This is a genomic window from Paenibacillus paeoniae, assembly GCF_003388735.1.
GTDB classification, from domain to species: Bacteria; Bacillota; Bacilli; order Paenibacillales; family Paenibacillaceae; genus Pristimantibacillus; species Pristimantibacillus paeoniae.
On the sequence record NZ_QUBQ01000001.1, the window covers coordinates 160,193 to 173,206 of the forward strand.

Sequence of the window (13,014 nt, forward strand, 5' to 3'; positions counted from 1 at the left end):
GGACCACGCAATGGAGCAAACAACAGCTGTTCCTATCAGCAAGCCAAAGCCGCAGACGCAGCGACCAGGAAAGTACAAGAGGTATATGTGGGGATTTATATTCCTGCTGCCTGCCATTGTCATTTTCACGCTCTTTCTGTGGCTTCCAATCTTTAAAGGGGTGTTAAACAGTTTCTACAACGTAGATTTTGTCAAAGGCGATACCTTCATCGGCTTTGACAATTACAAAACGATCTTCGGGGATAGATATGTCATGACAGCCGTACGGAATACGCTCTATTACATGGGACTTGCGCTGGTAATCGGGTTCTGGGTTCCGATTGTATTCGCGCTGGCGATTTCCGAGATGCGCAGATTCCAGGGCTTCGCACGCGTTGCCGCTTATTTGCCTTATGTTGTGCCGTTCGTTGTGCTTTACGGCGTCTGGAGATGGTTGTATGATCCGGTAGGTCCGATCAATTCCGTGCTAAAGGCAATTGGTATCGGTCAAATCAACTTTATGGTTGACCGCGCTTGGTCAATGGCATCCATCGTTATTATGGAGACATGGCAGAGCTTTGGCTCCGCAATGCTGATCTATCTGGCGGCTATTCTTGCTGTTCCACGGGATTGGTACGAGGCGGCGGAGATCGATGGAGCAGGTATATGGCAACGTATCCGGTACATTACGCTGCCTGCCATCCGCAATCAGATTTTATTGCTGCTTATGCTGCAGCTTATCGCCACATCACAAGGCTTCCAAACGCAATACGCAATGCTGGACGGCGGTCCCAACAATGCTACGCTGACCTACGCCCTCCTCATTGTCCGATATGCATTCGTCAGACAAGATTATGGTGTTGCCTCCGCTCTCGGCGTGCTGATGTTCTTCGGGCTTAGCATTCTTGCGATCATTCAATACCGGATCAACAACAGAGGGGGAGTTCAATCATGAAGGCGCATGAACGCAGCATTATATCCGACTATGACTTGAAAAAGCCGGGCATCCGCTGGAGCTACTATTTGATGAACCTGCTTGTGGTCATTATGATGTCCTGTATGGTGTATCCGATCCTAATATCCATGTTGAATGGTTTGAAGGCCAATAAGGAAGTCAACTCCTTCCCGCCGACCTTCTTCCCGAAGGAATGGCATTTTGAGAATTATACAAAAGCATGGAATTATATCGATCTGCCCATGTATTTCAAAAACACCATGATGATCTTCCTCGGCAACATGGTCGTGACCGTTATGGTGCTGGGGCTGGCGGCATACGCCTTATCGAAGATGAGGGTTCCGTTCAGAACGCCGATCTATTACTATTTCTTGGGGACGTTGTTTATCCCTGCGACAACGTATATGATTCCAAACTTCATTAACCTGAAAGACCTTGGACTAATGGGGTCATTCGCAGCGATCTGGCTGCCGGCGGGCGCCAATGCGTTTTTCCTGCTCCTCCTGAAGAGCTTTATGGATGGCATACATGTGGAGATATTTGAGTCGGCGCGTATAGACGGCGCATCAGAGATCCGGAGCTTTTTCCAGATTGCGTTCCCGTTGTCTATTCCGATTTTTGCGACGCTTTCTATTTTTGTATTCGCTACCGCCTGGAATGACTGGTTCTGGCCAAGCTTTATTCTAAACCAGGATAACAAGCCACTCTCATCTGCTATTCGTGATTTTGTCTTGAACGCGCGCAGACTGGATTTGAATATTAAATTTGCTATATTGACGATTGTTACGATTCCGCCTATTATTATATTCCTTTTCTTCCAAAAATTTATTTTGAGAGGGCTCTATCTCGGTGGAGTAAAGGGGTAAATAAGATTTTAATAATATGATATGTGCAATTTTAACAGAGCGTAAAACTGCACATGATCCCAATAGGAATACACATCGCCCTAGTGAATGCGCCTACATTATGATGAGCGTGTAAGCTAAAATTTGAAACGAAAAGGGGATTTTCAAATGCGTAAGATTTCGATGATGATTGCGGTAGTTCTTGCATTCAGCCTCATCTTGGTGGCATGCGGCAAGGGCAACGGCGGCAACAACACTCCGCCAAGCACAAGCCCGAGCAGCACTCCTTCGGACACGAATAGCACACCTCCTGCTGAAGATGACATCACTCAGAAAAAGGTTTCTATCAGCATCTACTACCCGACGCCTGACCGTGTAGAAGACCGCGCGCTGGAAGACGACAAGATCAAACGTTTCAACGAAGTATTCCCGAACGTAGAGATCATCAAGAGCGATTGGCAGTACAACCCGAACGAGATAGGCATCAAGATGGGTGCGAACGAAGCGCCGACCTTGTTCAATACGTATGCTTCAGAAGGCAAATTCCTGGCTGAGAAAGGCTGGGCGGCTGATATCACCGATCTGTTCAATGCTTATGAGTATAAGGATCAAATGAACCCGCTTCTGCAAGATCTGTTCACGCTTAACGGCAAAGTATTCGGTATCGCTCAACGCGGTTATCCTACTGGCGTAACAGTTAACAAAAAAATGCTGGATGACAAAAACGTTCCGATCCCTGCCTTTGACTGGACTTGGGATGACATGTTGAACGCAGCGAAAGCTGTAGCTGAACCAAGTGCCGGAATCTCGGGCATCGCACCAATGGGCAAAGAGAACGCATCCGGCTGGAACTGGACGAACTTCTTGTTCACGGCTGGCGGCGAAATCCTGGATGTAAAAGATGGCAAAGTAACAGCAGCGTTCAACTCTGAAGCTGGTTTGAAAGCACTTGAATACTACAACAAGCTGAAGTGGGAAGCTAACGCAATTCCAGAAGACTGGGCGCTGGATTGGGTTAACGCAGTAGGCGCATTCGCACAGGGCAGAACAGCAATGGTTATCGCAGGTCCGGACGGTCCGGTTGACCAGGCGCTGAACCAAGGCGGTATGTCGCCGGATGACATTTTGGTTTACCCGATCCCTGCTTATCAAAAAGGCGGCAAGCACTACGGCGTTCTAGGCGGCGACTTCCTGGTCATCAACCCGAATGCATCGAAAGACGAGCAAGCTATCGCATTCTACTATGCGACATTCGATTACTTCTCCGATAAAGGTCTGGAGTCGCTGGAGAGAAACATTCAAGAACGTCAAGCACAAAACAAATTCTACGCTCCGGCTGTATTCCAATACTTCAAGCCTGACGCTGAGTACGGCGCGAAAGTAACGGCTCTGTTCAACAAGTATGACAACGTATATCAATACGGTGAAGAAACGCTGCGTCTGATTGACGGCAAGGCGGAGTCGCCATACAATACGCAAGACTACTATGCCGCGATGACAAATGTTGTCCAAGAAGTATTCTCCAAGAAGGGCGTAGACATGAAAGCCGAACTTGACAATACGGCGAAGTTTGTACAAGAGAAATTCTATGATGCTATTCAACCATAAAGAATAGATTCATGTATAGCGGGGTTGTCCGTAAGTAGATGGTTCATCTACGGGGGCAACCCTGTTTTGCTTAACAGGGCTTTCCGCGATTAGTAGGCATAGGAAACGGATGGTGGTAACATGTCGAAGCTGATGCTTAATTCCAAATGGCTGGGGTTATGGATAGGTCTTGTCATCGTCGTTGCAATTGGCTGCGTCATCATTTTCTCAGGGCTGCTGAGTAATGGGGGGAAGGCTAAGATGCGCCTGAACGAAGAAGAAGGGCTGCTGATTATCAGCAATCAAAAGTATGAGATTGCCTTTCATACGGCCAATGGCGGTATTGCGTATTTGAAGCAGCAAGGAGCGGCGGAGCCTCTGTCCCTCGGGAACCAGACGCTGTGGTGGGCGATTATGGGGGACGATACGTCCGTACAGAGCTCAAGCGCGGAATCCTTTACCTATGAGTGGAAGAAGGGAGACAGCGAGCTCAAGCTGCAATACAGCGGTCCGTTGCAGGTAGAGGTCGATATTCGTTTTGAAGACGACGATCGGGTTTATATGAACGCTTCGCTGGTGAATAAATCGATTCAAACGGTGAAGTCGTTCCGATTCCCATATGAGCTTAAGGTTGATCAGGGCGGCGTACAGGATGCCATTCTTCCTATGCTGCCGGGGGCCAAGCTGAAGAACGCTTTTTTCCAGGAGAGCAATTCTTTCTCCGATCAATACCCGGGCGTCATGTTCGCCTCGTATTTGGCAATGCGCACTAATGCGGGCAATGTAGCGATGTATGATCTGGGCGATGAGACGACGCTGCTTACGGAGATTGGATATAAGCATCAGATCAATGATTCCGGCAAAACATCGTTTGTACATAATTACAGAACGTGGATTGAAGCCGAGCAGAAGTGGAACAGCCCCACAATCGTACTGGAGATTGGAGGCGACTATACATCGTCTATCGTCAGCTACCGGGAGCTGAACGGCATCGACAAATACCGAACGCTGAAGGATAAGCTGGGCGATCAGGCGGCGAAGTACTTTGAGCTTCCTTTGTACAAGACTGATATATCCGCGATCAAAGAAGCCAGCTGGAATAACCTGACTACCGGTTTTATCGACAAAATGAACTATAACGGCATGATTCACCTGGTTGGCTTCCAGACCGGTGGTCATGACGAGAATTATCCGGACTTTATCCCGCCGGATAAGCGATGGGGCGGAGATGAAGCGTTCAAGAACTTTGTGAAGGATGCGAAGGAGAAGGGCAATATTGTCGTTCCTTATACGAATATGAGCTGGTGGGGTGTCACCTCCCCTACGCTTGATCAGTTGCCTCCAGGCACTGGACTTGCCGATATTATGGTCGAGAGAGAGAACGGCATGATCATGAAGGAGGATTACGGACTGCATAGCGGATATGTCGCGAACACCGGACATCCGTTCTTCTACCAGCGTATAGCAGAGGAGCATCGCAAGCTGCTTGACGCCGGTTTTGACGGGATTTTTGAGGATCAGTGGGGTATTCGCAATTCGCCTTATGTCTATAACAAGACGAAACCGGAGGGGACTGACCCCTCTACCGCATATTTCAAAGGCGTGCGCGATTATTTTGCAGCGCTGAAGCATCATATGTACATCGAGGATGGCACGGATGTACTGGCAGATGATTCTGTCGGCTTCATGGGTTCGACATTACTATGGGACATTCTGGGATACCGGAAAAACACGGCTTCCTATGCCGAATATTATCCGCTCTCCGGCATGCTGATGAGAGACAAGGTCATGTTCTATCATCATAATCTCGCTGGAGAGACGATGACGGACGATCCGGATATGCTCCGTTGGAATCTGGCTATGGGATACAATCTAAGCACAGACTTCTATAATGGCGTTACCAGCCCATGGGTGGATGCGATTGGTGTGTTCCAGAAGTATGTCCTCTCCGGGTATGCCGATCAGTTGGTGCGGAATTATGAACAGCTTACGCCGTCGGTGACGAAGACGGACTTTGGCACGCATCAGGTGACGACGAATTGGGATAAAGCGGAAACGTATGCGTTGGATGACGAGACGACGCTCGCTGCGGGCGGATTTGATGTCCAAGCGAAGGACGGCAGCGTGAGAGCAGGCAATTATTCCAAGTACAACGGATTGGATCTCGATGAAGGCGAACATAACTTAGTCGAAGTGCGACAGTCCGACGCCATTCGAATCTATCAGCCTATCGGCTCCGATACGACGCTGAAGGTGAAGAGGGGCGGCAAGTGGCCCCATGTGGCGGCAACAGCCTATCAGGCGAATGGCACCAAGATTGCCGAGCTTCCTGTGAAGGAGGAGGGGGACTATGCGATCTTCGATTATGTCGCTCTCATTAAGGAGCAGAAGGTCGGATATGTGGAGCTCACGAGTTCCAAGGAAGTCAGCGAGGCTTCGGAATCATTCCCGAAAGTAAAGGCAGAAGTGAATTATGCGCTTGGCAAGACGGTGACAGGCACTTCCATGACGGCCGTGGCCTTCGACCCTAAGCTGACGGTTGACGGCGATCCGTTCACATACTGGGAAAGCACAGCCAATAAGTTCCCGCAATCGCTTACTGTCGATCTCGGCGAAGAGCATTCTGTAAGCAAAGTGAAGCTGAGATTGCCGCCGCAAGATGCATGGGAACAGCGCACGCAAGAGATTGAAGTGCTTGGCAGCGCAGACGGAAAGACGTTTACAACGCTAGTTCCGTCTGCGGCTTACACGTATGATCCAAAGTCAGGCAATCTTGTCGAGATCGTATTGGGCGCGCCTGTCAATGCCCAGTATGTAAGAGTCACCATTACCTCGAACAGCGCTTGGCCGGCTGCGCAAGTCTCGGAATTTGAAGTGTACTAAAGCAAGAGGGAAGCCGCAACAAGAATAGAAAGACATGAAACAGCCCTTCACGGAATGACCGCCGAAGGGCTGTTTTGCATAACGTATGCGATTAGCAGCAGCCAGCTTGTGTGGTTACCCAAGAACCAGTTGACGTCAGGCAATGTTTAATATAAGGACGGCCAGTCGAGTTTGTGCAGCCAAAACCGCCGCAGGAATAGGAACAGCTCATTGTATTCACCTCCTTTCATAAGGCAGGTTAATTATTGGTACCATTCGGCCTGTTTCGAAAACATCTTCGCGTATTCTCCGTTGAGGGCTATCAGTTCATCATGTGTGCCTTGTTCAATCAGATGTCCATGGTGCAAGACGAGTATGAGATCAACAGTCCGGCATATGCCTAGGCGGTGAGAGATAAAGAACGTAGTTTTGCCCTGCGTCAGCTTCGCAATCCCCTCGAACAGCGCCGCCTCTGCTAAGGGGTCTAATGCGGCTGTCGGTTCATCAAGAACCATCACTTCCGAATTTTTGAAGAAAGCCCGACTGATCGCAATCTTCTGCCATTGTCCGAAGCTCAACTCATGTCCGCCAAAAAACTTGTAGCCCAGCTCTGTGTCGAAGCCCTGCGGCAAGGCGCCGGCAAACTCATCTACGCCTGCCTTTGCTGCTGCAGCTTGCAATCTTGATTCATCATGCATATAGGCCAAGTTGCTCAATCCGATATTTTCGCGAAGCGTCAACTGATATTGAACAAAATCCTGAAAGATCGCTGCAATCCGCCCACGGAACGCCTCCGGCTGCAGCTCCTGGATGGGTATGCCGCCGTACGTAATGGTTCCGGATGTTAGGGGGTATAGCCCGAGCAAGCATTTGGCCAGCGTGCTTTTGCCGGCGCCATTTTCCCCGACGATTGCGATTTTTTGGCCTGGCGCCAGACGGAAGGAGATATCGCTTAGGACGGGCTTCTCCATATGGGGATACTGAAACGTAATTCGTTCTGCCACAATATCCGATTTCTCCGGAGCGGGCGGGGACAATTCGCCCCTTGTCTCGGCTTCTTCTTCCAGCTCGAGATATCGAAACAGGTCATTCGCATAAAGAGCAAGTTCATATACGCCAGCTACGGACGCGGACATGGACCGCAGATTGCCCTGAACGGAAATTAGAGTCTGCACGATAGCTACGAATTGTGCTAGCGTAATGGCTCCGGCCATCGTAAGCTGCAGCAAGAAAGCACTAATACCGCCCAAGATTACCAGTACCAGCGAGCCCATACCGAATTTAAAGGATGACATTTTGCGTTCCAGCTTTAATTGCGCTCCTGCATTCGATCGATAGTTCGCGACCCATTGCTTGGCAAAGTAATCCGATAGTCCGAATATCCGAACTTCTTTGGCCCATTCACGACTGGCAAGCAGATTGAAATAATAGTCCGCCTTGCGTTTTGCAGGGGTTTGTTCAACGTCGAGCCGAAAGCGGAACCCGCTGTCTTTGATGTCCATATAGAGAGAAGGAATGATGAATAGCAGCATACCAAGTGCAAGAAGGATATGGAACTTGGCGAGTATGATAATAAATCCAATCAGCGTAATGATTGCTTGTCCGATTTGAACAATAGATTGAAAGAACAGCAAGCTGCGATGCTCAAGGCCTGAGGCTACCCGCTGCTGCAAGTCATAATAGGCGTGGTTTTCAAGTTGGAGCAAGCTAAGCTTGGCCGACTTCGCGGCGGTCCTGTTGCCAAAGTAAACCATCATGTTTATTTTGATCTTGCTGGCCAGGTAGCGGACATAGGTATCCAGAGCAAGCTGGCCTATCCATAACGAAACCTGCAGGAGCAGAATTCGCTGTGCGCTCGCCAAAGCGCTATGTCCTTCATGTATCAGGGATGCAACGGCTTCAATCAGAGCAGCAGTCATCACGATTTGAACAACGGGCAGAAGCGCAATGATAATCTCGCAAATCGTGAAAATAAGCATAGAAACCGGAACGACCCGAAAGAGCGTCCCGCACATCCGTAAGGAGGTCCGGATAGTGAGCATTAGCTTGCTTATGGCGGTTGTTCCAATTAAGGGGGTCATTTGATTCATCGTGTTATCCTGCTTTGGCGGCAAGCTTGCGATCTTCTTCAAGAGGCTCGATCATCAGGAGCAGATGCTCTTCATCGTTCACATTTCCTTTGGCTATCACATTGCCATTGCGATTCAACGTATAGGCGAAGGGGTACAGGCTGGTTTGATATAATCCCATTTCATCCATTCGCTTGGGAATGACCGGGATTGTTAATTGATGGAGATCGAGTGTGGCTTGGATTTCGCCGGGCCCTTCCTCGAATAGCAGGATGTAGATTGGCAACTGCGGATGATTGCTCTTGAATCCCTCTAGCACGCCATAGAGCAGCTTACAGACATCACAGCCTGTTACCGAAAAAATAACAAGCGAGCTTCGCAGCGACACGGCGTTGTTGCCGTAGTCGGTAAGATCCAGTGTTGGGAAGACTGAACTGATAGGTAGGCCTTGCATGGTGTCAGGCTGTTGATGAGCAGCGGGAGTCGGCACTGGCTTGCGAGTCAGCAAGTAGACTACGGCGATAGCCAGGCACACCACACAGCACCATAACATGTAGTAGGATAGGACGAATATACTGGACATTTCATTCACCTCCGTAAGGGGTAGATGCATGCCTGCGGATGTGCCCGATCAGATGCTGCGCCATGATATAGATTAGCGCTGCTCCAAGCCAGGTGATAATAGCAAATCCGATGGATGCGGATGAATAAAGCGATTCTGAGGCGCTGGATCGCCCCCATGCAACTACGAAACTGGTAATACCCAAAAGCATGATTCGAACGGCCGTCGCTTTGCCCAACGTCTCTGGAATCCAAGCTCCGAAGCAATGGCAACTGACATTCTTCCTCTTCCGCCAGGTGAGCAGCACTGCCCATGTGAAAGCGAGCAGAAGAGCCCAGATAAGGAATTGTCCGTATGCTTCTGTCCGTCTGTCCAGCAGGAGTAAGGCGGCAGCAAGCTCTATAAGAGGAACCGCCCATGAGCCTAATTGGCTGAAGGACTTGCGGAAGCCAAGAGCTTGCAGCGTGCCGTCAAGCAGCCTCGGAGAACGAAGCTTGGCTGCCCCGGACAGTCCGAATATAAGGACAAGCCCAAGCTGCAAAAAAGCATAGAAATCCATCCATACGCTCCTCTCCAATAAAATATAAACCCTAAAATATTCATTATTTTTAAAATAAAACCATCTGTTGCAATCATACATTGTTTGTCTGTAGCTTTTAAGGTGTGATTCTACAGATTGCATGTGCAAAACTACATAGATACACTTTAGGAAGGAATAAAGCATCTATGAAGAGGAGATGTGCGCATTCAAAGACCTGTGATACTATAGCAACAGGAGATGAGAGAGTTGAGTGCTATATTTGAGATCAAGCAATTAAGCAAACGAATTCCTGCCGGAGATGGATTATCCGGGGAGAGACTATTGCTAAACCATATAAATGCCGTTATTCAGGAGCCGGAGAGCATTGCGATGATGGGAGCTTCGGGTCAAGGAAAGAGTACCCTGCTGCGTATATTGGCATGTCTTGAATCAGCGGATGAGGGAGAATTGTATGTTCATGGCTCCTCTTGCAGAAGCATGGATCGAACGAAGTGGCGGAGTCAGGTATGCTATGTTGCCCAGCAAGCGGTGATGCTGCCAGGCAGTGTGGAGGACAATCTGCGGACGGTGAGCCGACTTCATGGTACAGCGTATGAGGAGCAGCTGGCTATACGGTTAATGGACCGGAGCGGTCTAGATTCTATTACGATGAAGAAGTCTGCGGAAGACCTCTCTGGCGGAGAGAAGCAAAGACTTGCTCTCATTCGTTCACTTATGCTTCGTCCCTCCGTCTTATTGCTGGATGAAGTTACGGCGTCATTGGATGCTGTAAGCGGGAGACTGATCGAAGAAGTATTGATGGATTGGCATAACTCCGAAGGAACGTCGATGCTATGGGTTACCCATCATGCTGATCAAGCGCGGAGAGTTGCAAGCAGAGCTTGGACGCTGGAAGGCGGTAAACTGCTGGACAGCGGCTCGCATAGTTTGCCGGATTGGGAAGAGGATAAGGAAGAACTGCTCGGGAGTGTGAACCAAGCATGACGCTGCTGGCATTGAGCTGTACGCTCATCTTTGTATTCATTACGATGTTCGTTTCTTTCTGGAAGAAGATCGGCCTGGAGAAAAGCATTGCCATCGGCAGCATCCGTGCAGCGGTTCAATTGCTGGCCATTGGTTACGTTCTTCAATATATATTTAAGACAGAATCGTTAGCATTCATATTAATCATTGTTCTTATTATGATAGCGGTGGCGTCATGGAATGCGTCGAAGCGTGGGGACGGATTGAAGGGTGTCTTCTGGCGGATCGCGCTTACGATTGTGGCTATGGAAGCCTTTATGATGCTATTCCTGATCGGGTTAAAGCTTATTGAGCCAACACCGCAATATATTATTCCGCTTAGCGGCATGACGATTGGTAACGCCATGATTGTTGCGGGATTGTTCACGACGGCGGTCAAGCGCGAAGTGGAGACGTCGCGGGGAGAGATCGAGACGCTGCTCTCACTGGGGGCAAGCGGCGTGCAGGCACTGCAAGGCCCGATGAAGAGGGCTGTTAAATTCAGTATGATTCCCACCATCGACAGCCTAAAAACGGTAGGGTTGGTGCAATTGCCCGGCATGATGACGGGGATGATTATCGCAGGTGCGGATCCGGTCGAAGCGGTAAGATACCAGCTTCTCATTCTGTTCTCGCACACGGGATCGGCCGCGATGACAAGCATGATTCTGAGCATGCTCTATCAGAAGCTGTTATTTACGCCGGATTTGCGGCTTCGCAAGATTGGGCGGAGCTAAGTCTATTCCAAGAAGCGTGAGGTGAAAGCCATGAGTTACACCATCTTTATCGTCGAGGATGATGTGAAGATTGCGGAGCTGTTAAGATCGCATATGGAGAAATACGGTCATCACGCTATCGTAGCGACTGATTTTCAGCATATCTTGCAGCAGTTCAAGAGCTTGCGGCCGCATCTCGTATTAATGGACATTAATTTGCCCAGCTTCGACGGTTTCTATTGGTGTCGTCAGATCCGTACCGAATCCACATGCCCGATTCTATTTCTCTCAGCGAGAAGCGGAGAGATGGATCAGGTCATGGCGATTGAGAATGGCGGCGATGATTATATAACCAAGCCATTTCATTATGAAGTGGTGATGGCCAAGGTTCGAAGTCAGCTTCGCCGGGCATACGGAGATTATGCATCCGTTACCGAAGAAAGAATCATAGAACGTGAAGGACTGGCGCTTCACCCCGAGAAGATGGAGCTTCGGCTTGGCGGCAAGACGGTGGATCTAACGAAGAAAGAGACGGTTCTCGCAGAGATGCTTCTGCTCGGCTTCGGAAAGCTCGTCGGTAGGGAGACGTTGCTGGAGAAGCTCTGGGATGATTATGCTTATGTCGATGATAATGCGCTCAGTGTGAATGTAACGCGACTGCGCAAGAAGCTGTCCGAGCTAGGTATTCAGGAAGCACTGGAGACGGTAAGGGGAACAGGATACCGCCTTAATCGCTGCTGGCAGGAGGAGGGACGATAATGCACTTGTTTGTGAGGGAGCATGTGCCTTTTGTCATCATCATGCTGCTGCAGCTCGGAATTGTAACAGCCGTATTTTATCTCGATGGCTACCGCGACTGGCAGGTAGCAGGTTATGCAGCGGCGCTCGGGCTATGCGTGTTGGGCGTTTATTTGGTCTATCGCTATGCGAGTCATCGGAGCTTCTACGCCATGCTGGGCAGTAGAGCAGGAAAGCCCGAGGAGACAATTGAAGTATCCGGGGCGGCTCCTCTTCCTACGGCACTGAATGGACTACTTGCCTCTCAATATCGAAGCCTCGACGAACTGCGGATGAGTGCTGAGCGCAATCGGGAAGCCCATGTTACATTCATGAATCGGTGGGTGCATCAAATGAAGACGCCACTATCCGTGCTGGAGCTGATGCTCCAAGAAGAGGGCGATGAACGCAGCGCAAGCATGAGGGAGGAGACGGACCGTCTGAGGAAAGGGCTTGAGATGGTGCTCTATATGTCGCGTCTGGAAACCTTCGAACAGGATTTTGCAGTGGAGCGCATTGGTCTGAGAGAGCTGACTAACGAAGTGATTCTGAACAATCGAAGACTCTTTATTCGAAGCGGGGTATTCCCTGAGATGAAGGCGGATAATGATCTGGAGGTTCATGCGGACCGCAAGTGGCTTTTCTTTATTATCGAGCAGTTGATCTACAATGCGGTCAAATATTCGGAGCCGGGTAGCGGCTGTAAAGTTGTAATCGCTGCATTCCGCGATAAGCGCGGAACCTTGCTGGAGATCAGGGATCAAGGGGCGGGCATTCCATCGTCGGACATGATGCGAATTTTTCAGCCTTATTTCACCGGTGAGAATGGAAGACGTTTCAAGGAGTCGACCGGTATGGGTCTTTATTTGGTGAAGTCGGTCATGGATCGGATGGGATATCGCATTGAAGCGGAATCCAAGGTGGGTGAAGGAACGGTCATGAGATTAGTGTTCTCATAACGAAGATAGGGGGGCGGATTCGGAGGAATTCGTTTTTTTCATATGCAGAATGATATTCCGTTTGTTAGAGTGGAACAAACCTTTCAACAATGTAAGGTAGGTGAAGGAGCTGTTCATAGGTTCATGCCGCGATTCAGGGTACACTTGAACTAGACAAGAG

11 protein-coding genes are annotated in these 13,014 nt (G+C 49.5%); 8 read left to right on the plus strand and 3 right to left on the minus strand.

Translation table 11 applies throughout. The features are described from left to right. Positions 1–10 precede the first annotated feature (10 nt). The 4 genes from DX130_RS00730 to DX130_RS00745 all read left to right on the plus strand — a co-directional run bounded on the left by DX130_RS00730 (position 11) and on the right by DX130_RS00745 (position 6,249). Positions 11–934 (plus strand): carbohydrate ABC transporter permease, encoded by a 924-nt coding sequence (locus DX130_RS00730; RefSeq protein ID WP_116042050.1) that lies wholly within the window; start codon positions 11–13, stop codon positions 932–934. Beyond that, entirely contained in the window at positions 931–1,800 is an 870-nt protein-coding gene (locus tag DX130_RS00735; protein ID WP_116042052.1) for a carbohydrate ABC transporter permease, read from the plus strand. Before DX130_RS00730 ends, DX130_RS00735 begins: the two co-directional genes overlap by 4 nt. Positions 1,801–1,947: 147 nt before the next feature. After that, positions 1,948–3,387, plus strand: coding sequence for an ABC transporter substrate-binding protein (locus DX130_RS00740; protein ID WP_116042054.1), 1,440 nt, complete (start codon positions 1,948–1,950; stop codon positions 3,385–3,387). Positions 3,388–3,507: 120 nt separating this feature from the next. Next, complete coding sequence (locus DX130_RS00745) at positions 3,508–6,249, plus strand: discoidin domain-containing protein (protein WP_116042055.1); 2,742 nt, start codon at positions 3,508–3,510, stop codon at positions 6,247–6,249. 242 nt (positions 6,250–6,491) lie between these two features. Here DX130_RS00745 and DX130_RS00750 read toward each other — a convergent pair whose 3' ends face one another. From DX130_RS00750 to DX130_RS00760, 3 genes are read right to left on the minus strand one after another with little or no spacing between them, the layout of a single operon-like run. Further along, a complete protein-coding gene (locus DX130_RS00750; protein WP_116042056.1) occupies positions 6,492–8,318 on the minus strand; it encodes an ABC transporter ATP-binding protein in 1,827 nt (608 codons plus the stop codon). 4 nt (positions 8,319–8,322) lie between these two features. Then, positions 8,323–8,880: a TlpA family protein disulfide reductase gene (locus tag DX130_RS00755; protein ID WP_116042057.1), complete on the minus strand. Its 558-nt coding sequence runs from the start codon at positions 8,878–8,880 to the stop codon at positions 8,323–8,325. A 1-nt stretch (position 8,881) separates the two neighbouring features. Next, the gene (locus tag DX130_RS00760; RefSeq protein WP_165861100.1) at positions 8,882–9,418 is read right to left on the minus strand and encodes a MauE/DoxX family redox-associated membrane protein; all 537 of its coding nucleotides are present in this window, start codon (positions 9,416–9,418) and stop codon (positions 8,882–8,884) included. Positions 9,419–9,646: 228 nt separating this feature from the next. Between DX130_RS00760 and DX130_RS00765 the strand changes: the two genes are divergently transcribed. The 4 genes from DX130_RS00765 to DX130_RS00780 are packed head-to-tail and all read left to right on the plus strand — an operon-like array spanning position 9,647 to position 12,854. Continuing rightward, a complete protein-coding gene (locus tag DX130_RS00765) occupies positions 9,647–10,384 on the plus strand; it encodes an ABC transporter ATP-binding protein (protein ID WP_165861101.1) in 738 nt (245 codons plus the stop codon). Beyond that, positions 10,381–11,139 (plus strand): ABC transporter permease, encoded by a 759-nt coding sequence (locus tag DX130_RS00770; RefSeq protein WP_116042060.1) that lies wholly within the window; start codon positions 10,381–10,383, stop codon positions 11,137–11,139. The genes DX130_RS00765 and DX130_RS00770 overlap by 4 nt, the downstream gene beginning before the upstream one ends. Positions 11,140–11,169: 30 nt before the next feature. Then, entirely contained in the window at positions 11,170–11,877 is a 708-nt protein-coding gene (locus tag DX130_RS00775; RefSeq protein WP_116042061.1) for a response regulator transcription factor, read from the plus strand. Beyond that, positions 11,877–12,854, plus strand: a complete 978-nt coding sequence (locus tag DX130_RS00780) for a sensor histidine kinase (protein ID WP_116042062.1) — start codon at positions 11,877–11,879, stop codon at positions 12,852–12,854. Before DX130_RS00775 ends, DX130_RS00780 begins: the two co-directional genes overlap by 1 nt. Positions 12,855–13,014: the final 160 nt, after the last annotated feature.